This window comes from Corallococcus sp. AB030, from assembly GCF_003668965.1.
Lineage (GTDB): Bacteria > Myxococcota > Myxococcia > Myxococcales > Myxococcaceae > Corallococcus > Corallococcus exiguus.
Genome location: NZ_RAWQ01000165.1, coordinates 1 through 25194 on the forward strand (window position 1 = coordinate 1; position 25194 = coordinate 25194).

Below are 25194 nucleotides of genomic sequence, written 5' to 3' on the forward strand. Positions count from 1 at the left end.
GTACAAGGCGGCGGGTGACGCGTGTGATGACGGGGATGCGTGCACGGTGAAGGAGGCGTGCAACGGGGCGGGCGGGTGCGCGGGCACACCGGTGGCTTGCAGCAGCCCTCCGAGCCAGTGCTTCGAGGCGGCGGGAACGTGCAGCAGTGGGGCGTGCTCCTATGCGCCGAAGGCGGCGGGCACGGCCTGTGATGACGGCAATGGCGGCACCATCAACGACGTGTGCAGCGGAGCGGGCGTCTGCGCGGGCGTCCCGGCCTGCACAACGCCGCCGGACGCCTGCCATGGCTCCCCGGGCACGTACTCCAACGGAGCGTGCACCTACCCGCCGAAGGCCGCGGGCACCCTCTGCGATGATGGCAACGCTTGCACGACGGGCGACGTCTGCAACGGTGCTGGCACCTGTGGCGGCTCGGCGCTGAGCTGCAACAGCCCGCCCAATCAGTGCTACCAGTCCGCCGGCACTTGCTCCAACGGCACCTGTTCCTACGTGCCGAAGGCCTCGGGCGCCAGCTGCGATGACAGCAACACATGCACCACGGGAGACGTCTGCAACGGTGCTGGCGGCTGCGGCGGCACGGCGCTGAGTTGCAGCACCGCGAGCACCAATTACTGCAGCGGAAATGACGTCCGGAAGACCACCGGCACGGGCACCTGCAGCGGTGGATCCTGCCAGTCCACTGACGTCCTCGTGCAGTCGTGCCAGACCGGCACCAGCGGCCCCTTCTGCAGCGGAAATGGTGCCTACGAGACCGTCTACGGCGGCTGCTCCAACGGCGCCTGCACGTCCACCCAGCAGCTCATCGAGTCGTGCTCCACCTCCAGCAGCAACTACTGCAGCGGCAACACCGTCCGGAAGCTGACCGGCACCGGTTGCAGCGGCGGCAACTGCGGCTCCACCGACACCCTCGTCCAGACGTGCTCCACCTCGAGCAGCAACTACTGCAACGGCAATGACGTGCGGAAGACCACCGGCACCGGCTGCAGCGACGGCTCCTGTGGCTCCACCGACACGCTCGTCCAGACGTGCCCGACGGGCACCAGCAGCCCCTTCTGCAGCGGCAGCAGCGTCTACCGGACCCTCAATGCCGGCTGCAGCGGAGGCTCCTGCTCGTCCAGCCAGCAACTCGTCGAAACGTGCTCCACCTCCAGCAGCAACTACTGCAGTGGCAACACCGTCCGGAAGACCACCGGCACCGGCACTTGCAGCGGCGGCTCCTGTGGCTCCACGGACACCCTCGTCCAGACGTGCTCCACCGCGAGCACCAACTACTGCAGCGGCAATGACTTGCGGCGCACCAGTGGCACGGGCACCTGTAGCGGCGGCTCCTGCGGCTCCACGGACACCCTCGTGCAGACGTGCCAGACCGGCACCAGCGGTCCCTACTGCAGCGGCAACGGTGCCTACCAGACCGTCTACGGCGGCTGCTCCAACGGCGCCTGCACGTCCACCCCGCAACTCATCGAGTCGTGCTCCACCTCGAGCAGCAACTACTGCAGCGGCAACACCGTCCGGAAGGTCACCGGCACCGGCTGCAGCGGCGGCTCCTGTGGCTCCACCGACACCGCCGTCCAGACCTGCTCTACTTCGAGCAGCGACTCTTGCAGCGGCAACACCGTCCGGAGGACCACGGGCACCGGTTGCAGCGGTGGCTCCTGTGGCGTCACCATCACGGATATCATGAATTGCCCGACCGGCACGGGCAGCCCCTTCTGCAGCGGCAACAGCGTCTACCAGACCGTCAATGGCGGCTGCAGCGGAGGCTCCTGCGCGTCCAGCCAGCAGTTCGTCCAGACGTGCCCGACCAGCACCGGCAGCCCCTACTGCGTCGGTAACACCGTCTACCAGGTCGTCAATGGCGGCTGCAGCGGAGGCTCCTGCGCGTCCAGCCCGCAGCCCGTCACGACATGCTCCCCGGTGGACAGCTACTCCTGCAGCGGAAACACCGTCCAGAGGACCACCAGCGGCTCCTGCAGTGGTGGCAGTTGCGGTGGCAGCACCACCACCAACGTCCAGACGTGCTCCCCGGTGGACAGCTACTCCTGCAACGGCAACACCGTCCAGAAGACCACCACCGGCCTCTGCAGCGGCAGCGGCTGTACTGGCACCTCCACCACCAACGTCCAGACCTGTGGCAGCGGACAGACGTGCAGCAATGGAACGTGCGTCGCCTCCGGCGGGAAATGGACCAACACAGGGACGTGCACCTTTGGGGCCCCGTCCTGCCAGAACTACAACTGCACCAACTTCTACCCAGATACGGCCTGCTCACCGTTGGGCGCTACTTGCACCATCTCCACAGGCTCCGGAATCTACAGGTGGATCTGCCTGTAGGAGCCGCCCTACTCCTGGCTGCATCCCGCGCTGACGGCTCCGTGCTCCAACACGGAGCCGTCACCCGGACGGGGCGCTTCACTCGCGTTTGAGTGACACCCTCGCCATCCGGGAGAGAGTCTTCGTTGGGAGCGCCGTCACCGACGGACGGGCCGGGTACACGGCCGCCAGTGTTCCCAAGAGGATGTGCAGCAGGAAGAGCAATGGCGTCTGCCGGTACTCCCACTCGGAGAAGCTCTGGGCGAAGGCTCCCAGCAGGCCGAAGAAGACTCCGATTCCGAAGCGTGAGCGCAGCGCGGGCGAACGCTTGAGGAAGAAGCTGGCTCCCATCTTGAACCAGCTCAGCCAGACCGCCGCGAAGAGGACGACCCCGGGCCAGCCTGTCTCTCCCAGCGTGATGAGATACAGGCTGTGTCCCGGGGGGGCCTGGGCCGCGTCCACGTTCGAGCCCGCCGGGATGGGGCCCTTGGGCGGTGCTTCCTCCGTGCCGGTGTAGGGGATGTAACCGAAGCCGATCATCCGGCCGTACTGGTTGGACACCGCGTAGGACCAGTTGTTCAGCCCGACTCCGAAGACATGGTCCTCCTGCATCAACCGGGCGAGGTGGACGTAGGCGCCGCGCCCTTCGTGCTCCTTGCCCCCGAACTCGCTGGAGAGTCCTCCTTCGGTATCGAAGCGGGCCTGGAAGGCCGGTGCCAGCTTGAGGCCCAGGGGAATGGCCGCGAGCAACAGCAGGAGCGCCACCCCTGCTGTCTTCGGCGTTGGCTTCAACGCCCCACACGTCAGGGCCACCGCCACCAGGAGCAGCCCCAGCGAAACCAGTCCCGCTCGCGACACGGTGCACAGCACCGAGATGGAGCCCAGGAAGGTGGCCACGCCGCACAGACGTTTGAGGCGTGGCCCTACATCCGAGAGCGCGACCGCTAGCAGCACCGGGACCGCGATGAGGTTGAACATCGACACGGTGTTCGGGTGGAACAGCGTCCCGTCCGCCCGGCTGTGCCCCAACACGACCCGGGAGTGGATCACCCAGAAGCACTCGTAGATGACCGTGATGGCCAGCGCCGCGACGAGGCGCCGGAGGTCCCGCTCGTTCTTCACGCAGGCCGCGATCGTCACGTACACCATGACGGCGCGGAACATCTTCGACAGCTCGAACAGGCCGAACAACCGGGGCTCGGAGAGGAGGACGTTCACCGCGTTGTATGCGAGGAACACTCCCATGATGGCCAGCCCGTGGGGCCACTCGCGCCGCTGGCCTGGCTTGCGCCGCCGCAGCTCGTCCACCCACAGGAAGATCCACAGGAAGTCGAGCCAGCTGAACTCGAAGCCGCGCGTGGTGCCGCGGTACCACGCTCGGCTGAAGAAGTTGAGGGACACCGCCGAGGCGTGGGTGGTGCCCCAGACGAGCAGGATGACGCAGAGGTGCTTCAGGCGTTCGGACCTCCCGACGGCGTGTATCCCGGCGGGAATGACGACCGCGCACAGGCCCAGGAAGAGGAGGAACTTCGTCTCCATCAGCGCGCCGCGATGTCGATGCGCCGGTAGAGCTCGTCTTCCTCGAAGAAGCACGGGAGGAACTCGCCTCCGTCCACGTCGTGCAGCGTGTGCCAGCGCGGCTCCGCGTCTCGGCGCTCCATCTGCGAGGCGTGCAGCGCCAGCGCGGCGCGCTTCTGCTCCACCACGCCCCGGAGGGACACCTTCGTCCGGAAGTCCTTGAGCATCCGCAGTCCCAGCCTCGTCGACACCGTCCCCGCCAGCACCGACCGCTGCTGCCTTCGTGTCCTTCCGAAGCCCACCATGGGCCAGTGCCTCCAGGCCCATACCGCGTACTCGAACACCGTGACGGGCCGCCCTACCCTTGCCACTGCCTCATGCACGAGGTGGTTCGTGCTCACGTGGTCCGCGTGTTCGCCCCGAGCGTACGGGACGAAGAGCTGCTCCGGCCGGTGCCTCCGCAGCAGGTCCTCCACCCTGGCCACGGCCGCCTCCCGGTTCGCGTCCAGCGCGCCGTCGGGAAAGCCCAGCAGGAAGACCTCCGCCTCCTCCACGCCCAGAACCTTCGCCGCGCCCAGCGCCTCTTGCGCCCTCTGCGCCTTCAGTTCGTCGCGTGAGATCAGGTGCGCGTGTGAGCTGGCGCCGTCCGTCAGGAGGACGATCCGCACCGCCGCTCCCGCGCGCCGCTTCTGCAGGATGGCGCCCCCACACCCCAGCGTCTCGTCATCCGGGTGCGGCGCGAACACCATCGCGGGACACCGGAGCTCGTCCTCGTTGAACGTGCGGGCTCGCCGTCCCAGCGCCAGCCGCTGCAAGCGACGAAGTCCCCTCCTCACCGGGCTTCCGTCCATCATCGCCGCGCTCCTTCCTCGAGGACCGCCTGGTAGAGCTCCGCGACCTTGCTTGCCACCACGTCCCAGCTGAAGCGCTGACGCACCTGCGCGGCACCCGCTCGCGCCGCCACGTCCAGCCGCACGGGGTTGGCGAGTGCCTGCCGCAGCGCCTGGGCCCAGTCCTCTACCTCCAGGGTCGGCACGCTCAGCCCTTCCGGACCAATGGCTCCGGCGAGATCCGCCAGGCCCGAGTGCACCGCCAGCAATGCCGGCCTCCCCGCCGCCCACGCCTCCAACACCGCCAGTCCGAAGGCCTCGTGCGCCGAGGGCACCAGCACGAGCCTGGAGAGCGCCAGCAGATCCGGAACCTCGCGGGCCGCGTCCAGGTTGCCGAGGACATGGACGCGCTCGCCGAGCCCCAGTGCCTGGATCTCTCGCTTCAGCTGTTCACCATAGGCCGCGTCCACCGTCGCGCCCGCGAGGACCAGGTGATGATCCTCGGGCGCCCCCACGGCGAAGGCCCTCACCGCTAGCACCTGGTTCTTCTGCGGAGAGATGCGCCCCACCAGGGTGACCACGCGTGCGCGGGCGAACCGGGGCCAACGCTCTCTCGCCCGCTGCGCGCTTCCCGTGGCCATCCGCTTCAGGTCGACCCCCTGATCCAACCTCACGGCCCGGTCCCCGACCACCTCGGACAGGGCGCGACGCTCCTCCTCGTTGAAGGTGATGACTCGCGCGGCGTCGTGGATGACGCGCCGGGCACCGAAGAGCCACCCGATGGGCCGGCCCATGTCCATGAGCCCCGACAGCCGCCGCGCGGTGTCCTGCTCCAGCCAGGACTTCCGCGCCAGCAGTGGCCCATGCACGGAGATGACATAGGGGCGCCTCGTGAGACGCATGGCCGTCCGCACGGCTCCGCCGATGCGCCCCGCCGTGTGCAGGTGCGCCAGGGCGAGGCCCGCGTCCTTCGCGAGCCGGAGCGGCTCATCGAAGGTGGCCAGGTTGCCGGCATTGGCGACGAGCGCCCTTCGCTTCTCGGCCGGGCCCAGGAACGGACAGAAGGCCTGATAGCGCAGCAGCGGCACCTCGGGGCCCAGCGCTCGATCCGGCTCCGAGGGCCCCGCCGGTGCGTGCACCTCTGGCCCCCAGCCCAACGCCGCCAGCCGCCGCGTTACCTCCACGACGTGCGTCTCCGTCCCGCCCCACTCACGCGGGTCGTACTTGCGAAGGACATGCACCACGCGCCGCCCGGGGCGCTCCACAGCCGTCATATGCACGGGCAAGACGCAATTCATGGACCAGACACTCCGCGCCCCACCCGCGGCGCCCCTCCTTCCCCATTCCCATTCCGAGACGTCTCAATCCGAGACATCCGGGCGGTGCATGGGCAAGGAGTCAGCTCGCGGGGAGGCATGTCCCCTGCAAGCTGAAGGGCCTGCCCGTGAGAGTCACCGTCCTTACCAACCTGTACCCGCCCGACGTCCTCGGCGGCTACGAACTGCTCGCACGAGATGTGGTGGAGGGGTTGGAGCGGCGTGGCCACGAGGTCGACGTCCTCACCAGCGGCGATGGCTCCGAGAATGGGCGCGTGCTGCGGTCCCTGTGCCTGGCTCGCCGCTTCGGCCGGCCCGCGGGACGGGATCGCCTCCGTCACTTCGCGGCTGGTGTGCGGAACACGGCGGCGGTGCGCCGCTACTTGAAGGACCATGGCAGGCCGGATGCGGTGCTGGTCATGAGCCTACGGAGACTGGGGCTCGCGCCGCTGCGGGTGCTCCACGAGGCAGGCGTCCCCGCGATCGTCACGGTGAACGACGACTGGCCGGTGGCGTTCAGCGTGGGTCGCGACGCGCGGCCCTGGGCTCGGCTGGGCAGCGTGCTCGATTCGCTGCTGGTGCCTTCACGAACCTGGACCGGCATCCAGCCCGCCGGGGTCGCGTGGCTTTCGGACGCGGTCCGGCGCACGTGCCTCACGGCGGGTGTGCCGCTGGACTTCGGTGTCGTGCTGCCGCAGGGCGTGGACCTGTCGCGCTTCACCCCTCGTCCCTTCCGGCCCATGCGCCCGGAGCCTCGGCTGCTCTTCGTCGGCCGGCTCCATCCGAGCAAGGCCCCCGATGCGGCCATCGACACCCTGGCGGCCTTGGAGAAGCGCGGCGTCAAGGCCACCCTCACGCTCGCGGGCGCGGCGGACGATCCGGCGTATCTCGCGTCCTTGCGGCAACGGGCGCGGGTGCTGCGGGTAGACGGACGCGTGGCATGGGCCGGGCAACTTCCCCGCGAGCAGTTGCTTCCGCTGTATCAGGATGCGGATGCGCTCCTGTTCGCGTCGAAGCTGGAGCACGAGGGCCAGGGCCTCACGTATCTGGAGGCCATGGCCTGTGGCCTGCCGGTGGCGGCGTCCCCCAGCGGCGGTGCCCGTGACTTCCTTGATCGGCACGACGCTTCGCTGCTGGTGAAGGCATGCACGGGTGAAGCCTTCGCCGAGGCGCTGGCGGCCCTCCACCGGGACGCGGCGGCGCAGGAGGTGCTCGTCCAGCGGGCGCTCGACATCGTGAGGGAACACGCCTCACTCGACGCCTACATTCGCGGCATCGAGGAACTGCTACTCGATGCGGCTCAAGCTCACTGCCTCCGCAGCACCACCCGCTGACCGACGCTCGCGTCCGCGTTCCCGCTCCGCAGGCGCTGCTCTCCCCACTGGTGTCCCTTCCAATAAGCCCAGTGGTACACGAGCCGCCGGGGAACGGAGAGCGCCAGGCCCGCGGCGTCGCGCGCCCGGAGGTGCGCGACCGCATCCCTTGCCCATGACGCGCCCAGCTTCCGGGCCAGTCCCGTCAGCGACGCGGGCTCCTCCCGGATGAAGGCATCCGCCTCTCCTTCGATGAAGCGGCGCCCGTACAACTGTTTCAGCGTGTAGTTGTGCGAGTGCATCACCCACGCGTCCGGCACGTAGCGCACCCGGAGCCCGTCGCCGCGCGCCCGGTGTCCCCACTCCGTGTCCTCGGAACCCCACGCGTCCTCGTAGAAGGGGTGCTTGAGCCATGCATCCCGCGTCATCGCCGCGAATGGCAGCGAGTACGTCATCCATGGCGGCGGAGTTCCCTGCTCCGGGAACGCGACCTCGTAATCCCTTCGCACCCACGTGTGCGCTTCGGGCCTGGGCAGCTGTCGCGCGAAGGTCGCGTCCGCCTCCGCGCGCTCGATGGGCTCCAGCAACCGGTCCAGCGCCTGCGGCGTCAGCGGCACCACGTCGGAGTTCTGGAAGACGATGATGTCGCCTTGCGCTTCGCGGATGGCCCGGTTGAGCACCACGCCTGGGAAGTACGCCCCAGCGTCGATGCGGATCAGTTGGCAGGGGAAGCGCGAGACGATGTCCAACGTCGCGTCCCTGGAGCCCGAGTCCACCACGAGCAACTCGAAGTCCTTGCGCGCCTGCGAGAACAGGCCGGAGAGCGCCTGGCCTATGACCCAGGCCGAGTCCTTCGAGCGCATGATGACGGTGACCTTGCGACTCATGATTGGTCCCCCAGGCGCAGGCCGAGCTTCCTCGCCACGTGCGCGAAGTTGGGGTCTCCCGACTCGCCCCAGTACCTCAGATATGCGCGCCGCAAGTCCGCTGGCTCTCGGCTTGCCGCTCCCAGCAGTTGCCGCGCGAACTCGGCGTCCCGGGGCTCGCCCACCTCGAACGCCACGAATGGGAACGCCGCCGCCAGCACCCCTCGCGGCCCTCCGAGCCTCAGCCCCAATCGCGCTCGGAGCCCCAGCTCGGGTGAAGCCTTTGGCCGGAACCTTACGCCGTTGCGCACCCGACGCAGCCAGACTTTCGGTTGGAGGCCGCCCTCCTTGAGGGAGTGCATCAACGCCCGCTCCGCGTATCCGGGCCACTTCAGCCCGGGCACCGACAGCCTCGCGGCCTCACACGTGAGGTGCACCTCCGCGAGCCTCGCCCTCCCCTCGTCCATCCAGGGCCCCAGCTCGCTTGGGGCGAAGCGCGCGTAGTCCGGCTCCAGGCGGAAGGCGCTCGCCTCGTCGTACAGCTTCCGGAACCCAGCCGGCACGTCGTGCCGCAGCGCCATCCGCCGCCGCTTCTCCGCGTAGCTCCAGTCGTATGCCCCCAGGAAGTACAGCAGCGCGTCGCCGTAGCCGATGATGGCCTTCGCCGTGTGCCGGAGGATGGTGCGGCGCGCGTCCTCGTCCAGTGCGCCCTGGTCCCGCAGCACCTGGTTGATGATCAGCAGCGTGCCCCGGTTCACCGCCAGGTTCCGCACGTCGTCGGGTGGGATGGCTTCTCGCGTGAAGTGCTCGAGCCCCGGAAGGAACGACGCATCCCCCGCCACCGTCTTGTGGCCGAACCGCATGTCGTACCAGATGACCTGACACGGGGACCTCCGCAGCGCCCGCACCGTCGTCACGCCCAGGTCCAACCCCAGCCCGTGCCGCTCGCGCAGCGGCTCCAGCGCCAGGTCCAGCCGCGCCTTCAGCCCCTCTCGCGGGGCTCGCTCCAGCACCAGGAGGAAGTCGAGGTTGTTGTGCGGCCGTTCGACGCCGTCCCTCTTCTCCACTCCTCCCTCACCGCGCCCGTAGCCGCCAATGAGGGCCAGCGTCCGCAGCTCGTCCGGGTGCACGTGCGCGTGGATGACGGCCGCCGCTTCGGCCACCACCTGGGAGATCCGTGCCTCCACCTCTTGCGAGCCCTTCAACGTGAAGCGTCCGTCCCTCACGCTGCTCTCCCTCCCGCGCCCGCCACCGACTCCAGCAGAGCCAGAAGCCTCGTCACGTGCTGCTCGGGGACGAAGCGCTCCTCGTAGGTCCTTCGCGCGTGCGCCTCCATCGTCCTCCTCAGGCCCGGCGCCGCCATCAGCCTGTCGATGGCCTCCGCGAGCGCCTCCGGATCATTTGGCGGCACGCCCAGCCCCGTCTCGCCTTCCGTCAGCCACTCCCCCACTCCGCCCACCTGGCTGGCGATGACTGGCGTCCCGTGCGCCAGCGCCTCGATGCCCACCAGGCCGGACGTCTCCGGCGCGCGGCTGGGGAAGACGACACACGCGGCCCGCCGGTACTGCCCGGAGAGCGCTTCGGGCGCCATCGGGCCCAGGAAGGCCACCCGCTTCGACAACCCCAGCACGTCCACCTTCGCGCGCAGCTCCTCCTCCTGCCGGCCCCTTCCCACCACCGCCAGGCGGCACGGCTGCGTGGTGCGTGTCAGCGCGTGGAACAGCACATCCAGGCCCTTGCCTGTCGTCAGCTGCCCTACGAACAGGAGCAGGTCCTCCTCTCGCTCCACCGGCACCCGCGACACGGACGGGGCTTGCGCGTACAGCGGGATGACGTGCGTCCGCTCGCGCGGGAAGCCATGCGCCGCCACGTGGTCCGCCATGTACCGCGAGCCCACCACGAAGGCGTGATGACGCCGGGCCAGCGCCTGCTCCTCCCGCAACCTCCCCAGCGAGGCCCACTTCAGCCCGGGCCAGTCCTCTGAACGGCCCACGAAGCCGAGACATGGGTAGCAGGCCGCGCCCACCGGCTTCGTGCAGGGCTCCTTTCCCAGCGTCGTGTACTTGTGCTCGCGCAGGCAGAACAGCCGGTGGTCGTGGAAGAAGCGGACCACCGGCGCTGGCGAATCCAACAGTGCGCGCTGCGCCTTCAGGCTCGCGAGCTGGTGCACGTAGACGACGTCCGGTGCCAGCTCCCTCAGCTGCCGCGCCAGGTCGACGATGGGGAAGATGCCCTCGAACGGCTCCCGCATCACCGGGTGCGGATCCGGCGAGACGTTCACGTCGTAGAAGAGCAGCGACGTCACGCCCCGCCCGCCCAGCTCCCGCGCGGTCTCCCGCACGTAGCGCTCGGCGCCGCCCACGGGGGTGGCGGCGTCGTTGAGCCATGCGACCCTCAAGCCGCGGCCCATGGCGGTCTCCCGTCCGGGTTCGTCTCCCCTTCCAGCCCCAGCATCGCGCACACCCATCCGGCCACGTCCATCAACGCGCCTCGGTCCCTGGGCAGCGGCGCATCCGAGGCGATGGCGGCATACGCCGAGGGGCTGTCCACGTCGTAGCCGTGCATGCCTCGCACGTTGCCCCCCACGAAGCTGGGGGCGAACAGGGCTCCTTCCCGCAGCACGAAGAGGGCTTGTCCGTAAGGAGCACCCCGCACCGGCGCCTGTCGCTCCACCAGCGCCTCCGTGTCCAGCCATCTCCCCGGGAGCCCGTGCGCCACCATCCGCTCGCGGGCCTTCTCGCGCGTCCGCTCATCCCCCCAGACCCGCAGCATCGTGCTGTCCACGAACAGCCGCGTGCCTCGCAGCTCCTTGAGCATCCGCCGTGGATCCACCACGTCGTGGATGTCCGCCATCCCGTGGTCCCCCACCATCACCGTCGTCACATCACCTCCGCCCGCGCGCATCGCATCCACCGTCTGTTCGATCCGCTCGGTGAGCCGTCGGGCCGTCGCGAGCGCGTCCCGGCTGCCGTTGCCGGTACGGTGCAGGGCGCCGTCCAGGGCGGTGGCGTACGCGAACGCCAGGTCTGGCTTGCTCGCCCGTAACACCGCGCAGGTATGCGCCCAGCGCTCCTCCTCCGGCAGCTGCCAGGGCGCCGCGAACACCCGCAGGCCCGCGCGCCTCGCCTTCGTGAGGAACGTCTCCACCCCGCCGATGCGCTCGGCGTTGAACAGGTCCTCTCGCTCCGGCAGGTCGAGCCAGCGGAACAGCTCCGGAGGGACTCGGTACAGGTCCACGTACCCGGTCAGCCCCTCCGTCCTCTTCAGCGCCCGCGCCGCGGCACGCCTCAGCATGCCCCGCTCATGCACCTGGCGCGGCAGCAGCCCCAGCCACTTCAGCGGTGACAGCACGCCTTCGTCCTCACGCTCCGCGTGCGCGAAGAGGCACATCCGCCCGTGTCGCTCCGGTGGCACGCCGGTGAGGATCGTCGGCAGCGCGCCACATGAATAGCCCAGGATGCCGCGCAGGCGGCCCCGGTGCGGCAACCCACGCAGCCCTTCGAAGGTCTCCAGCTGGGACGGACCCAGCGCATCGACGAAGACCACGAGCACACGACGCGGCCGGAAGGGCCGTGCCCCGGCGCTGTCTCCTCTTGGTGTCATCTCTTCCCGGGACATGGTTCTGTCTCAATGTGAGACGGCTCCGAGCGCTCCCGCCGTCCGCGACGGTGTCTGACATTGCAAGAGCTCCGCCACCCGCGCCCATCCAGGCTGGCTGAACGCTGGCATCCACCGTGCAGCCGGTCCGCACCGGATGTTCTCGCTGGAAGAGGGCCCGGAGCCCGAAACGCAGACGGCGCCCGTGCGACAGGAGTCGGTGCGCTCCGGGTATCCCGTTGATCCCCTGCGCATCGCGCGGGTGCTGCGGCGCCGCTGGCGGATCATCGCCGGGTGCTTCGTCGCGGGCATCGTCCTGGGCGTGCTGCTGGCCAAGACCGTGATGCCCCGCGAGTTCACCGCCCGCACCATCCTCGTCTGGGAGCCCACAGGAGCGCGCGCGGCCGCGAACCCCGAGCGGGAGATCCAGACGCTGATGGATACGCTCAAGCTCCCCAACAACATGGAGGCGCTGCGCAAGCGCACGGGCCTGCCGGTGACACTGGAGGCTCTGGCCCGGCGGGTGGACATCGCCGTGGCCCGCGGCTCCAACATCCTCACCCTCTCCGCGACCGCGGCGAGCCCCGAGGAGGCCGTCCGGCTCTCCGACGCCATGACCCAGGTGTTCCTGGACCATCAGCGGGACTCGGAGCGGACTCGGGCCGAGGCGCAGCTGAAGGCGCTGGGCGAGGAGGTGCTCAAGGTCCAGGCGCAGCTGGAGGAGGCCCGGGCGCACTACGACGGCTTCCGCCAGGAGAACGGCATCGCGGAGCTCACGCTCGACCGGCAGTCCTCCATCGAGGAGGCGGCGCGGCTGCGCACCGAGAAGAACCGCTTCCGCATCGAAGCGGAGTCCTCGGACGCCAGGGCGCTGTTGCTGAAGCAGGCGGCCCGTGAGCAGCCCAGCCGGATGGTGCTGTCGGAGACCGAGAGCTACTTCGAGCTGCGCAAGCTGGCCGAGCTGCGCGCGGAGCTCGCCGCCCGCGGAGCCAATCTCTCCATGGAACATCCCGAGGTGGTGCAGCTCACCGCCGCCGTGCGGGCCCTGGAGTCCCGGCCCGCGGGTGGCACCGTCTCCGACCGCGTCGTGGGGACCAACCCCTCCTGGACCTTCCTCCAGAACAGCCTGCTGGACGCTGGCTCACAGCGAGAGCTGGCCCAGAAGAAGTGGCGCGCCTACGCCGAAGCGGAGGAGGCCGCGAAGGAGCGCATCGCACGGCTCTCCGCCCTGGAGGGCCAGGCCAGCGCGCTGCTCGCGCGGATCCACATCACCGAGACGCGCCTCACCGAGCTCCAGCAGCGTCAGAAGGTGGTGGAGGGCGAGGTGCGCCAGCCCGCGATGGAGCTGCGCGTGCTCACCTCCGCCACCCCGCCGACGCGTCCCTCGAAGTCCTATCGCCGCGCGGTGGCCCTGCTGCTGCCTCCCACCTTCGCGCTGCTGGCCGTGGTGGCCCTCACCGCTTCCTCGCTGCGCGGCCTCAAGCTGTGGACGCCGGCCGAGTTCTCGTTCTGGGGACGCGGCCCGGTGGTGGCCGCCACTCCCTGGCCCGCCTCCGCTGAAGGCCTGGAGGAGCTCGTCGTGGAGCTCCGGGCCGCGCTGGACGAGGCGAGCGGCGTTACGCGGGTGTTGCCGCTCGGGGAATCGCAACAGGAGCGGACCCGGGAGCTGCTGTCCCGGCTTGGGGCAATGGACGTCCCAGCCCGGGATGACGTCCCGGGGCGAGGCGCGACGCTCGTTTCGTGGGAGGAGGCGCGGCGTCCGCAAGCGCTGCGACTCGCGGTCCGCAAGGGTGCCCGCGTGCTTGTCGTCGCCAGCTCCGGCGCGCACTCCGTGTTCGAGGTGTGGGCGCTGCGGCGGCTGCTCGGGAGCGAGGCGTGCGTCGGCTTCGTGGTGGTGGGGCTCGGCACCGACCTTGCTACCCATCCGGATCGCGTGGGCGACGTCATGGGCTTCTGGTCCGGAGCGAGAGCGTCGAGGGGCATGGAAGGGCCCGTCCCGCGAAAGGAGCCGCGCTGAGAGGAAGACGCCTTCGCGCGCGTCATCACAGGGCAGCCCTCCGTCCGGCGGGCCCCCCAGGAACGGAACCGACGACACCATGTTCGCCGTCATCCATCGCAGCGCCGCGGCTCCTGGCGCCGGGTTCCTGTCCGTGGCCGGGCCCCCGCTCGTCACCCGCCAGTTGCAGTGGCTGCGCGCGTCGGGCTTCGAGAAGGTGGCCATCGACATCGGCGCGGACGCCCATGGAGCAGAACTGCGAAGCCTCGTCTCGCAGCAGGAGGCGCTGGCCCGCAACGTCATCTTCGTCCCCACGGCCTCGCTGTTCCCGCCGGGCGTCATCGCGGACTCGGCGGGCTTTCCCGCCCACGCGCCCTTCCTCGTGGTGCCGGACACCGTCCTGGGCAACGCGGACCTCGCGGCCTTCTACCGCCGGGCGCCAGAGCGAGGCGTGCGCGTGGGCCGGCTGGCGCCACCACCGGCCGTTGAGCCCTTCGCGCCAGCCGAGGTGCACCTGATCACCGCGGCCACCGGTCCCGTCACGGAGGAGGAGCTGCCCGGGTGGGGCGCGCGCCTGGAGACTCCGGGCGCGGTCCTGCGGCTGGCCTGCAAGGCGCTGCTGGGGCGGCTGCCGCGGGCGGAAGGAACGTCACGGCTCCTGATCCACGCGGCCGAACGGGCACCGGGGGTCTGGGTGGCGCGCGGCGCCCTCCTCCAGCGCGGCGCCGAGGTGAACCCTCCCGTGCTCATCGGTCCCCAGGCGCTCGTGTGCGCCGGTGCGCGGATCGGCCCGGGGGCCCTCATTGGAGCGCGCGCCATCATCGAGCGCGGCACCCGTCTGGTGAACGCCGTGGTGGAAGAGGAGACCGTGGTGGGCGAGGGCCTGGAGGTGCGCGATGCCATCGCCACGCCCGACGGATTGGCCTCGCTGGAGGGCACCGGTCCCCTGCTCCCGCTGGGAGATCCTCTGTTGCTTGCGCGGCGCCGGCTCCTGTCACGAGCGGCGTTGCGTCTGCTGGGGCTCTCCCGATGACGGCGGCACGCGCACTGGGAAGCGTGTCACCCCGGGTCTGGCTCCCGCTGGATGCGCAGTTCGGCCACGCGGCGGTAGAGCGTGGCCCGGCCCAGCCCGAGCAACCGGGCCGCGAGGGTGATGCTTCCGTTCGTCACCGTGAGGGCCTTGAGGATCTCCCGGCGCTCCAGTTCGCGCAGCGGCACCACCACGTCGGGTGACGGGGCCACGTCCTCGGTCATCCGATGAAGCGGTGGAGGTGCCACGGGGACGGGCGGCAGCACCAGGACGCGCAGCTCCGGCGGGAGGTCCGCCAGTTCGATGCGCTCGCCATCGCAGGAGAGGATGGCGCGCTGGATGACGTTCTGGAGCTCGCGCACGTTGCCGGGCCAGCGGTGGCGCACGAGCGCTTCGCGGGCCTCGTCGGCCAGGACGAGCGATGCGCCTCCGTACTTCTCCAGGAAGTGGTCGCTGAGGGAGAGGATGTCCGTGGGCCGCTCGCGCAGTGCGGGCACCTTCACCGGGTACACCGCCAGCCGGTAGTAGAGGTCCTCCCGGAAGCGCCCCGCCTTCACCTCCGCCACCAGGTCCCGGTGCGTGGCGGCGATGATGCGCACGTCCACGCGGACCTCCGTGGTGCTGCCCACCCGGCGCAGCGTGCGCTCCTGGAGGATGCGCAAGAGGCGCACCTGGGTGGCGGGGCTCATCTCTCCCACCTCGTCCAGGAAGAGCGTTCCGCCCTGGGCCTGCTCGAAGCAGCCGCGGTGCTGAGCCGACGCTCCGGTGAAGGCGCCGCGCTCGTGGCCAAAGAGCTCCGACTCCAGCAGCGCCTCGGAGAAGGCCGCGCAGTTCACCGCCACGAAGGGCCCCTTGGCCCGCGCGCCCTGTTCGTGGATGGCGCGCGCCACCAGCTCCTTGCCCGTCCCCGTCTCTCCGAAGATGCACACCGGCACGTCGGATTGGAGGATGCGGTCCAACTGGCGCGCCAAGGTCCGCATCGGGGCGCTGCGTCCCACGATGGCGCCGATGAGCCGCTCCGCGCCGCCCTCTCGCGCGCCCCGCGGCTCCCGCCACGTCATGCGGCGGGTCTTCGCGGCGCTCTGGAGCGTCCGTTCGAGCCGGGCCGGTTCGGAGGACTTGTCCAGGAAGGCGAAGGCCCCCATCCGGGTGGCATCCACCGCGGTGTCGAGCTGCAGGTTCCGGGTGAGGACGATGACGGGCAGCGTCGTGTCCCGCGCGCGCAGATGCCGCAGCACGTCCAGGCCCGCCATGTCGTCCAACACCAGCTCCAGGCAGACCGCGAGCCACTCGGCGCTGTCCGCCTCCAACGCCTCGCGCGCGGTGGCGTACTCGCGCACCGCGTAGCCCGCCACCTCCAGCCAGGCGCCCAGGCGCCGTCTGGCGACGTCATCCCTGTCGACAATCACCACGGGGGACTGCCGGTTCACGTCCAGGACATTCACGATTTCGGGTCTCCTGACAGGGGGATGCGCTTGACGGGAGCACGCCTCCGGTCCCGGTGATGCGCGAGGCCGGGCACTCGCACATCGGAGTACGCGGGACAGCAAACGCATCCGTTTGCACAGACCATTCCCGCATGTCGAGACATCCCCTCTGGTTGATCCGGATGCGCTCGGCCAACGACTTGTCCTCTGGCCTGTTTGACAAATCCCGGCGTTGTCTACGTTTGAGACATCCCGGCGTCCCCAGATGAGACATCCCGGTTCGGGACGCAGACAGGCCCGCGGCGACCTGACACGCACCGGCAGCGCGTGCGACGCCATGGTTCCTGCCTTGCAAGCGGCAGCCGCCCATGCGTGCGTCAGCGAAGTCAATCCATGCCTGCATGGAGCCGTTGCGCGCCCTGCGTTCGGACAGGGCCCGGGTGGTGGATGCGGTCAGGGACCGGGGGGCGCGCTTTCCCAGAGCCGCGGCCCTGGCGGATCCGTCCCTATGGGCGGTGGGCCTGCTGCGGTGGGGAGCGGTGCTCCGGCGCGGACTGGGCACGTCACTGGGCCTGTCCACGCTGTTGCGCGTGGGCTTCCACATCGATGTGTGGACGGATGATATCGGCCCCGGCTTGAGGCTGCCGCACCCCTTCAACATCGTCATTGGCGATGGGGTGGAGATTGGCCCGGAGTGCACCCTGCTCCACGGCGTCACCATCCAGCGGGGCGCGGGCACGCGCATTGGCCGGGGCGTGGTGCTGGCCAACGGCACGACGGTGCTGGCGGGCGCGTCCGTGGGCGACGGGAGCCTGGTGGGCGCGGCCAGCGTGGTGCGCGGCGCCATTCCCCCTGCGTCCGTCGCGGTGGGCGTGCCGGCGCGCGTGGTGCGGGCGTGCCGTCCCGGGGAGGCGGCTCCGTGAGGCTGGCCGTCGCGTTGGGAGGAACGGACTGGGGGCGCTCGGGCATTGGCACGTACGTGCGCGCGATGCTGCCCCGGCTGACACGAGGGCTTGCGCGAACCGGGGGCCGGCTGGTGGCGCTCGGCACGGCGCGGGACTTCGCCGCGTATGACCCGGAGCTCGTGGGCGCGGAGCGAGCCGTGGCACCGGCCGCCGTCGACACGCCCGCGCTGGGTGCATCGTGGTACCTCGCCCGCTGCGGAGCGCACGCGCGCGGGGCCGGGGCGGACGTGCTGCTGCTGCCCGCCGCCAACCGCCGCGTCGCGCTGCGGCCCGGCCTGCCCACGGTGGGCGTGGTGCACGACCTGGCCCAGTTCAACGTGCCGGACAAGTACGACCGGCTGCGCACCACCTACGTGAGATGGCTTCTGCCCAAGGCGCTGAGGTCCTTCGAGGCGCTGGCCGCCGTCAGCCAGGCCACGCGCGGGGACATGGTGAGCTTCCTCTCCTGCGCGCCCGAGCGGATCCACGTCATCCCCAACGGCGTGGACGCGGACCGCTTCGCGCTTGGAGACGGCGCTGGTGCCGCGTGGGCCCGTGAGCGGCTGGGCCTGAAGGCGCCGTATCTGCTGTACCTGTCGCGCCTGGAGCACCCGGGGAAGAACCACCTGCGGCTGCTGCGGGCGTTCGCCGCGTCCCCGGTGAGTCAGGACCATCAGCTGGTGCTGGCCGGCGCGGATTGGGGCGCCGAGCAGCTCATCCGGGCGGAGCTCCAGCGGCTGGGGCTCCAGGAGCGCGTGAGGATCCTGGGCTACCTGGAGGACGGCCTCATCCCGGGCCTGGTCGCGGGCGCGGAGGCGCTCATCGCGGTGGGTCTGTGCGAGGGCTTCGGCCTGCCAGCGCTGGAGGCCATCGCGGCGGGCAAGCCCGTGCTGGCGGCCCGGGCGGGAGCGCTTCCGGAGGTGGTGGGCGAGCTGGGGGTGTTGTGCGATCCGCTCGACGAGCGGGACATGGCGGCGGCGCTGACGCGGGTGGTGCGGGACGAGCCACTGGCCGCGCGGGTGCGGCGCGAAGGTCCAGGGCACGCCCGCCAGCGCAGCTGGGACCGCACGGGCGACGACCTGCTGGCCCTGTGCCGCGCCGTGGGAGGCGTTCGATGAAGGCACCCCTTCCCCGAGCCTCGCTGCGAGACGTCCTGCGCGGGCGCGCTCCGCTGGTGGGCGCGCGCTTCAACGAGGTGCTGCCGCGCGGCTACCTGTCGCCGGTGGAGGCGCGCTGGCTGCTCGGGCTGCCCTATGGAGACCTCGCCGCCGAGGAGGCGCGCTATCTCCAGGGCCGCACCCCCGCGACGGACTTCGGCGTGATGTTGCGCACGTCGGTGGCTCGCGCGTTGGCACCGCCCGAGAGCGCCCAGCCCGAAGTGCGCCCGTTCATCGTCTCCGCCCGCGTGGACAACCTCACGCTCGAACAGGCGGTGGAGCAGCTCTTCACGCAAGGACAAGGTGGCCGCGCGAAGCTGGTGTCCATCGTGCACCCGCACGCCTTGAACCTGGCGGCACGCGACGTGGCACTCGCGCAGGCGCTGGCGGAAGCGGACATGGTGCTTCCGGATGGCATTGGCATCCGGGTGGGCGCGGCGCTGCTCGGCGTGGCCATGCGCCACAACCTCAACGGCACGGACCTGTTGCCGCTGCTCTGCAAGCACGCGCCCGTGCGAGGCTGGCCCGTGGTGCTGGTGGGGGCGGCCCCCGGCGTGGCGGAGGCCTGCGCGGAGAACCTGCGAAGGGCCCACCCGGGCCTGGAGCTCCCCATCGTCTCGCACGGCTTCCTCACCGCCGCTGGCTCCCGCGCGCTGGCGGAGTCCATCTCGCGGCTGGGCCCCTGCCTGGTGCTGGTGGGCATGGGCAGCCCCCGGCAGGAGCTGTGGGCACGCGAGTACCTCTCCGGGGCCGCGCAGGCCGTCATCCTCACGGTGGGAGGGCTGTTCGACTTCTACTCGGGCCGGATCCAACGCGCGCCCATCGCCTGGCGTGAGCTGGGCTTGGAGTGGATGTATCGCCTGCTCCAGGAGCCCCGCCGGATGGCCGTCCGCTACCTGCTGGGCAATCCGCTCTTCCTGCTCCGCATCCTCTGGCAGAAGCTGCGGTAGGCCTCAGGGCGCGTACGTCGGCACCGCGCCGCCCACCGGAGTGGATGCCGCCGCCGCGAGGCGTGCATCCCGCCGCCACCAGACGAGCAGCGCCATCCCGGTCCCCAGCAGCGTGACGAGCGCGCAGACGCAGGCGCTCCCCAGCGGACCCCGCGAGGCGAACGGCGCGAGCCCCCAGCCCACGACGAACGACACGAGGCCCGCGGCTCCCACCGGGGCCAGTGCCCAGAGCACGTCCCTGACGGTCCACTGGACCAGCGCGCGGACCTTGCGCCAGACGAGCACGGCGATGACCCCGTTTCCGAGGACGGTGCCCCCGGCGACGGCCCACGCACCGGCGTACCTCACCCCGGCCATGGAGACGGCGACGTTCAGCGCGTGGCCGATGAGCACCGGGTGGGTCAGGTGCCACGGCGTCTCACCGCTCACGGCCAGGGCCGAGGACGCGCTCTCCTCGGCGGCCGCGATGACCGCCGCGGTGCCCAGGAGGACGACCGCGAGCATGGTGACGGAGTCGTGCGCGAGCGCGCCCACCCAGGCCTCCAGCAGGGCGGTGCCATCCAGGGCCAGCGCGATGACACCGCTGGAGGCCAGGCCGCCCAGAAGGGCCGTGCCAAGGCGAAGCGCGCTGGCGCGGTGCCGGGCATCTCCGAGGCGATGGATGAGCCATCCGCCCGCTTGTTTCGCGAAGGCGAGGATCTGCTCCACGGCGCGGGAGGCCACCTGATACGCGCCCACCGAACTCAGGGACGCGGAGCGGGTCAGGATGAGGACGTCCGCGCGGACCGCCGCCGCGATGCCCACGTTCATGGCCAGGGCCGCGGCGCCCTGCCGGAACGCGCTGCGCACCTGGGACGGATCCGCCGGCCATCCAGGACGCAGCGAGAGGTGCGGGTCGATGCGCCTGGACACCGCCGCTAGGAGCAGGAGCTCCAGCGTGGCTCCCGCGAACAGCCCCAGCGCCGGCCCCAGCAACGAGCGCGTGGTGCCGAGCACCGCCGCCGTCAACGCAATCTGGCTCGCGGCTCCGATGGCGCGCGCCCAGGCGAGCGAGGTGTTGGCGCCCCGCATCAGCAGGAACGCACGCAACGGTGCCGCCAGCGAGCCCGCGAGTCCCGCCGCGAGGACCGGAAGCGCGGCGCGGGCCACGTCCGCCCGCAGCGCTTCGGACGCGGACGGGAGGTGGAGGAAGAACACGTACGCACAGACGCAGAGACAGGGACAGACGAGCGTCACCACCAGCAGCGTGAGGCGGATGAGCTGGCGCGTGGCGGCATCGTCCGGTCTGGCCGCCGTGCGTTGGACGGCGATGCTGAGGCCCAGGTCCGACAACCCGAGGAGGAAGCCCGTCGTGCCAAGGACGCCCCAGGCGCCGAGGCTCTCCGGACCGAGCAGACGCACCACCAGCGCGACCGTCGCCAGCCCCGTCACGATCTGCACCACGTGCCGAGCGCACGACGCGAGCACGTCGACGCTCATCCTCAGGAGCGATCTCTCAGGGGCCATGCACCCCTGACCATTGCAGCCCGTATGCCGTAGCGCGTGGGCCGACGCGGTGGCTCAGCCCCGGGACTTCACGGCGCGGACGCCGATGACGACTTCGTAGTGGGGGTCATGCACGTCGAGGTCGGCGGTTCGCAGGTCCTCCCGGGCCAGGCCGTGCAGGGTCGCGACCGCGGCGCGGACGTTCCCGAAGGACTCCACCCGCACGTTGCCGGGGCCGAAGGACGGCTCAAAGAGGCGGTGGACGGAGCGGGAGGTGAACCGCCAGCAGTCCGGCCACTGCTCCATCGCGCCCCAGTCCACCTTGATGATGCCGGGCACGGTCAGCAGCGCCACGCCGCCAGGCTGGAGGATGCGGTGCAGCTGTCGCACGGCGGCCTGGACATCGAAGACGTACTGCAGCACCTGGGTGAAGAGGACGCAGTCGAACGCATCCGAAGGGATGTCGACCGCGTGGGCGATGTCTCCCACGAAGGTGGCTTCCGGGTTCCCAGGAAGCGCGTGGAGGATGTCGGAGCGGGTGACACGGCTGGCGCCGAACCGCCGCGTGTAGCGCGCGTCCCCGACCTCCAGCGTTCGGCCCTGGACGTCGGCCGCGTGCCGCGCCAGGAAGTGCTCGATGTAATAGCGATCAATGGGCTGGCCGCGATCGTGTCCCCAGTGCGTGCCGATGGGCGTCTGACGGCCCAGGCTGCCCCACCGCACCCGCCCCATGGAGACCTGGCGTTTGTGATGGGCCAGCCACTGATAGATGCCGTCGGGAAGCACGGCCCGGAAGAGTCGCTTCGCCCCTGTGGGAGTCATTGGGCGATACAAGCAAACACAGCCACAGGGAGCAACCTCACCGGAGCGTGTCTCGAATTGAGACACGTGGGCCGGTGAGCGAACTACCCGTTGCGCTTCGCGAAGTCGTCCATGAATGAGACGAGCGTCTTCACGTGGTCCACGGTCACCGCGTTGTACAAAGACACACGGATGCCGCCCGTGATGCGGTGGCCCTTCATGCCCACCATGCCGGCCTTGGCGCCCTCGGCCACGAAGGCCTCTTCCAGCTTCTCGTCCGGCAGGCGGAACACGACGTTCATGTACGAGCGCGACGCCTTCTCCACCGGGGCCCGGTAGAAGCCCGCGTTGCGGTCGATGGCCGTGTACAGCAGGTCGCCCTTCTCACGGTTCCAGGCCTCCACCTGCTTCAGGCCGCCCACGCCCTTGATCCACGAGAGCACGTTGCGGCAGAGGTAGATGGAGAAGGTGGGGGGCGTGTTGTAGAGCGAGTTGTTCTCCGCGTACGTCGTGTAGCGGAAGATCTTCGGGATGTCCTTGCGGCCCTTCGCCATGAAGGACTTCTCCACCAGCACCAGGACGATGCCTGACGGCCCGATGTTCTTCTGGGCTCCGGCGTAGATGAGCGCGAAGCGGCTCACGTCGATGGGCTTCCACAGGATGTCGGAGCTCATGTCCGCCACCAGCGGCACCTGGCCCACTTCCGGGAAGGTGTGCCATTGCGTCCCGAAGAGCGTGTTGTTGCTCGTCATGTGGACGTAGGCGGCCTTCGGATCCAACTGGAGCTCGGCCTGGGTGGGGACGCGCGTGAAGCGCTTGTCCTTGTCCACCGTGTTCGCGGCGATGCGCGGCGTGCCGTAGTAGCGAGTCTCGTCCACCGCCTTCTCGCTCCAGCCTCCCGTCACCACGTAGTCCGCGGAGCCGCCCTGGGGCATGAAGTTCATGGGCACCTGCGCGAACTGCTGCGAGGCGCCGCCCTGGAGGAAGAGGATCTCGTGGGTGTCCGGAACGGCCAGCAGCTCCTTCACGAGGGCGAGGGTCTCGTTGTGGACGGCCTCGAACGCCTTGCCCCGGTGGCTGTGCTCGATGATCGACATCCCCGTGCCCTGGAAGTCGAGCAGCTCGTCCCGCGCCCGCTCCAGCGCCGCCGTGGGGAGACCGGCCGGGCCGGGGTTGAAGTTGATGACGCGCATGGCAGTGCCCTCTGGAAGTGAACCGCGCCGGCATTCTCGCCGGTGGGACTCCGGGGGTCACCAGCAACTTGGGGGCGGTGCCGGGCCTCGCTCACCGCCCCTGGCTGCCTGCTTCGTCAGCGGGCCACCACCGCCGCGGGGGCCGCCGCCGCATGCACCGCCGGCCCCAGGGAGCGCAGGGGGATGTCCTCGTGGGGCACCGCCGTCACGTTGCGGCGGACCGCCCGGACCTCCGTGTCCTTCGCCAGCTCGAAGCGGTGGGCCCACAGCAGCGTCCCCAGCGTCACCTTCATCTCGTACAGCGCGAACGCCGCGCCGATGCACCGGCGGGCCCCTCCTCCGAACGGTACGTACTCAAACGGAGAGTAGCGGCGCCCCAGGAAGCGCTCCGGCAGGAAGCGCTCCGGCTCCGGGAAGGTCTCTGGCCGCGAGTGCGTCAGCGTGATGGCCACCATCAGCCCCGTCCCCGCGGGCAGCTCGTAGCCAGCGAGCGTGAACGGCTCCCGCAGCTTGCGCGACACCAGATAGAACACGGGGTTGAGCCGCAGCGCCTCGTCACAGACGGCGGACAGGTACGGCAGCTTGGAGAGGGCCTCCGGATCCGGCGCCGTCGGAAATGCCGCCAGCTCCTGGTGCAGCTTCTCCAGCGCCTCGGGCGCCCGGTGCAGGAAGTACATGCCCCAGGTCATGCTGACCGCGGTCGTCTCATGGCCGGCGACGAGCATCGTGCGCAGCTCGTCCTTCACCTCCACGTCCGTCATCGGCTCGCCGTTCTCGTCCTTCGCGGCCAGCAGCATGCTGAGCACGTCCTCGCGCTTCTCTCCGCTCGCGCGCCGGGCGGCGATCTCCTCCGTCAACAGCACGTCCAGCTGGGTCGCCTCCTTCTGGAAGCGCGCCCACGGCCCCATGCCGCCGAACTGGCGCCGCAGCGCCGGCATCATCGCCAGCGAGGGCGTGTAGTTCTCCAGGTAGGCCTCCAGCACGTGGCGGAAGCGCTCCACGCGCGCCGCGCCCTCCACGCCGAAGACGGCGCGGATGATGACCTCCATGGAGATGGCCTGGGTGAGCCGCTGGGCCGTGAGCGTGCCGCCGGGCTTCACGCCCTCCAGCTGCCGGAGCGCGGCCTCCTGCATCAGCGCCCCGTAGGCCCGCATCCGCTCCCCGTGAAAGGCAGGCATGATGAGCCGGCGCTCGCGCTTGTGCCGCTCGCCTCCAATCAATAGCAGCGAGTTCTCACCAATCAATGGCTCCATGGGCACCTTCGCCATGGGCTCGAAGATGTTTGGATCCGCGGCGAAGATCTGCTGGGTGACCTGCGGGGAGCCGGTGACCACGACCGTGCCCAAAGGCAGCGTCATGGTGAAAGGGTCTCCGTAGCGCTTCGCACAGTCCGCGAAGAAGCCGGTGGCGTCCTTCGTGAACCGCACCATCTGGAGGGGAGGCAAGCGGGGACCAGGGGGCAGACGGCTGCGCATGGTGACACTCCTTGACTGAAAGACCGCGGGGTTCGTTCAAAGCCTGCCATCCGGACCGGACGGCTCAGTTGCGCAGCACGCGTCTGTTCATCAACAGCGATTGCATCCGCTCCAGGCTCCGGGGCTCGCCGCAAAGGCTGACGAAGGCCTCCTGCTCGAGCGCGAGGACTTCCTCCTCCGTCACCTCATGCCCCGCGCCCCCCGGCCCGCCGCACAGGATGGCCGCGAGCCGCGCGCCAATCACCGCGTCGTGCGCCGTCAGCTCGCCGCACGCTCTTGCTTCCGCGAGCCCGTCCTCCAGCGCGCGGATGCCCGTGGCGCCCGGCAGCCGGAAGGCCCTCGGCACCGGCGGCCGGTAGCCCGCGCCAGCGAGCCCCAGGGCCCGCGCACAGGCTTCCTCGAGCCGCTGCTCCGGACGCACCGACACCCCGTCCGTCAGCCGGAAGTACCCCAGGTGCTGCGCCTCCACCGCGCTCGTGGACACCCTCGCCCGCGAGATGTCCCGCAGCACCTTCTCCACGTAGGGCAGCACGTCCACCTGGACGCCCTCGGGAATCCCCTGGAGGGCCCGCCACAGGAGGTTCAGCGTTCCGCCGCCCCCGGGCACCAGGCCAATCTGCGTCTCCACCAGCCCGGCCTGCGTCTCCGGCGCCGCCTGCACCGCGCTGGCGCCCAGACACAGCTCCAGCCCGCCCCCCAGCGTGCGGCCACACGGCACGGCCACCACGGGGACCCTCGCGTACTTGAGCCGCTGCGTCGCCGACTGGAAGGCCGCCACGAGCGCGCGGATGTCCTCCCAGCGCTTGCGGCTGGCCCACGTCGTCACGAGCATCAGGTTCGCGCCCACGGAGAAGTCCGGCCCGGGATTGGCCAGCACCAGCGCCCGGAAGTCCGTCTCCGCCCGCTCCACCGCGCGGCCCAGCGTGGCCACCACGTCCGCGTCGAGGCTGTTGTGCTTCGTCTTGAAGCCCACCCCCAGCAC

20 protein-coding genes are annotated in these 25194 nt (G+C 70.4%); 7 read left to right on the forward strand and 13 right to left on the reverse strand.

The window, feature by feature from the left end:
• Window positions 1-2335 (forward strand): hypothetical protein (locus tag D7Y15_RS44885; RefSeq protein ID WP_158629147.1); only part of this gene is annotated, 2335 nt, incomplete at its 5' end.
• A 78-nt stretch (window positions 2336-2413) separates the two neighbouring features.
• On the opposite strand, the gene D7Y15_RS31265 is transcribed toward D7Y15_RS44885, so the two are convergent.
• Genes D7Y15_RS31265 through D7Y15_RS31275 form a run of 3 tightly spaced genes read right to left on the reverse strand, consistent with a single transcriptional unit; the run spans window position 2414 to window position 5936 of the window.
• A complete protein-coding gene (locus D7Y15_RS31265; RefSeq protein ID WP_121754857.1) occupies window positions 2414-3853 on the reverse strand; it encodes a hypothetical protein in 1440 nt (479 codons plus the stop codon).
• On the reverse strand, window positions 3853-4686 hold the full coding sequence (locus tag D7Y15_RS31270; RefSeq protein WP_121754858.1) for a PIG-L deacetylase family protein: 834 nt from the start codon (window positions 4684-4686) through the stop codon (window positions 3853-3855). The genes D7Y15_RS31265 and D7Y15_RS31270 overlap by 1 nt, the downstream gene beginning before the upstream one ends.
• Window positions 4683-5936 (reverse strand): glycosyltransferase family 4 protein, encoded by a 1254-nt coding sequence (locus D7Y15_RS31275; protein ID WP_233605159.1) that lies wholly within the window; start codon window positions 5934-5936, stop codon window positions 4683-4685. The genes D7Y15_RS31270 and D7Y15_RS31275 overlap by 4 nt, the downstream gene beginning before the upstream one ends.
• Window positions 5937-6106: 170 nt before the next feature.
• On the opposite strand from D7Y15_RS31275, the gene D7Y15_RS44340 reads away from it, so the two are divergent.
• Window positions 6107-7312, forward strand: coding sequence for a glycosyltransferase family 4 protein (locus D7Y15_RS44340; protein WP_158629149.1), 1206 nt, complete (start codon window positions 6107-6109; stop codon window positions 7310-7312).
• Here the strand turns inward: D7Y15_RS44340 and D7Y15_RS31290 are convergent.
• Genes D7Y15_RS31290 through D7Y15_RS31305 form a run of 4 tightly spaced genes read right to left on the reverse strand, consistent with a single transcriptional unit; the run spans window position 7285 to window position 11775 of the window.
• The gene (locus D7Y15_RS31290; protein WP_121754860.1) at window positions 7285-8178 is read right to left on the reverse strand and encodes a glycosyltransferase family A protein; all 894 of its coding nucleotides are present in this window, start codon (window positions 8176-8178) and stop codon (window positions 7285-7287) included. The two genes, D7Y15_RS44340 and D7Y15_RS31290, sit on opposite strands and share 28 nt — an antisense overlap.
• Window positions 8175-9383: a hypothetical protein gene (locus D7Y15_RS44890; protein ID WP_158629150.1), complete on the reverse strand. Its 1209-nt coding sequence runs from the start codon at window positions 9381-9383 to the stop codon at window positions 8175-8177. Before D7Y15_RS44890 ends, D7Y15_RS31290 begins: the two co-directional genes overlap by 4 nt.
• Window positions 9380-10567: a glycosyltransferase family 4 protein gene (locus D7Y15_RS31300; protein ID WP_158629151.1), complete on the reverse strand. Its 1188-nt coding sequence runs from the start codon at window positions 10565-10567 to the stop codon at window positions 9380-9382. The genes D7Y15_RS44890 and D7Y15_RS31300 overlap by 4 nt, the downstream gene beginning before the upstream one ends.
• On the reverse strand, window positions 10552-11775 hold the full coding sequence (locus D7Y15_RS31305; protein WP_121754862.1) for an alkaline phosphatase family protein: 1224 nt from the start codon (window positions 11773-11775) through the stop codon (window positions 10552-10554). The genes D7Y15_RS31300 and D7Y15_RS31305 overlap by 16 nt, the downstream gene beginning before the upstream one ends.
• A gap of 136 nt (window positions 11776-11911) precedes the next feature.
• Between D7Y15_RS31305 and D7Y15_RS31310 the strand changes: the two genes are divergently transcribed.
• The gene (locus tag D7Y15_RS31310) at window positions 11912-13771 is read left to right on the forward strand and encodes a hypothetical protein (RefSeq protein WP_121754863.1); all 1860 of its coding nucleotides are present in this window, start codon (window positions 11912-11914) and stop codon (window positions 13769-13771) included.
• A 79-nt stretch (window positions 13772-13850) separates the two neighbouring features.
• Window positions 13851-14783 (forward strand): hypothetical protein, encoded by a 933-nt coding sequence (locus D7Y15_RS31315; RefSeq protein WP_121754864.1) that lies wholly within the window; start codon window positions 13851-13853, stop codon window positions 14781-14783.
• Window positions 14784-14809: 26 nt separating this feature from the next.
• Here the strand turns inward: D7Y15_RS31315 and D7Y15_RS31320 are convergent, their stop codons facing one another.
• A complete protein-coding gene (locus tag D7Y15_RS31320; protein ID WP_158629152.1) occupies window positions 14810-16225 on the reverse strand; it encodes a sigma-54 dependent transcriptional regulator in 1416 nt (471 codons plus the stop codon).
• A gap of 383 nt (window positions 16226-16608) precedes the next feature.
• On the opposite strand from D7Y15_RS31320, the gene D7Y15_RS31325 reads away from it, so the two are divergent.
• The 3 genes from D7Y15_RS31325 to D7Y15_RS31335 are packed head-to-tail and all read left to right on the forward strand — an operon-like array spanning window position 16609 to window position 19258.
• A complete protein-coding gene (locus D7Y15_RS31325) occupies window positions 16609-17130 on the forward strand; it encodes a serine O-acetyltransferase (RefSeq protein ID WP_148712916.1) in 522 nt (173 codons plus the stop codon).
• The gene (locus D7Y15_RS31330; protein ID WP_120578515.1) at window positions 17127-18269 is read left to right on the forward strand and encodes a glycosyltransferase family 1 protein; all 1143 of its coding nucleotides are present in this window, start codon (window positions 17127-17129) and stop codon (window positions 18267-18269) included. Before D7Y15_RS31325 ends, D7Y15_RS31330 begins: the two co-directional genes overlap by 4 nt.
• The gene (locus tag D7Y15_RS31335) at window positions 18266-19258 is read left to right on the forward strand and encodes a WecB/TagA/CpsF family glycosyltransferase (protein WP_121754867.1); all 993 of its coding nucleotides are present in this window, start codon (window positions 18266-18268) and stop codon (window positions 19256-19258) included. The genes D7Y15_RS31330 and D7Y15_RS31335 overlap by 4 nt, the downstream gene beginning before the upstream one ends.
• Window positions 19259-19261: 3 nt before the next feature.
• On the opposite strand, the gene D7Y15_RS31340 is transcribed toward D7Y15_RS31335, so the two are convergent.
• The 5 genes from D7Y15_RS31340 to D7Y15_RS31360 form a co-directional block, all read right to left on the reverse strand.
• A complete protein-coding gene (locus tag D7Y15_RS31340; protein WP_158629153.1) occupies window positions 19262-20737 on the reverse strand; it encodes a lipopolysaccharide biosynthesis protein in 1476 nt (491 codons plus the stop codon).
• Between the two features lie 81 nt (window positions 20738-20818).
• A complete protein-coding gene (locus D7Y15_RS31345; RefSeq protein WP_199746002.1) occupies window positions 20819-21529 on the reverse strand; it encodes a bifunctional 2-polyprenyl-6-hydroxyphenol methylase/3-demethylubiquinol 3-O-methyltransferase UbiG in 711 nt (236 codons plus the stop codon).
• A gap of 119 nt (window positions 21530-21648) precedes the next feature.
• Window positions 21649-22737, reverse strand: coding sequence for a 3-phosphoserine/phosphohydroxythreonine transaminase (serC, locus tag D7Y15_RS31350; RefSeq protein WP_121754869.1), 1089 nt, complete (start codon window positions 22735-22737; stop codon window positions 21649-21651).
• A 116-nt stretch (window positions 22738-22853) separates the two neighbouring features.
• A complete protein-coding gene (locus D7Y15_RS31355) occupies window positions 22854-24212 on the reverse strand; it encodes a cytochrome P450 (protein WP_120578519.1) in 1359 nt (452 codons plus the stop codon).
• A 64-nt stretch (window positions 24213-24276) separates the two neighbouring features.
• Window positions 24277-25194: enoyl-CoA hydratase/isomerase family protein (locus D7Y15_RS31360; protein ID WP_148139196.1), on the reverse strand; the 918-nt coding region annotated here is incomplete at its 5' end.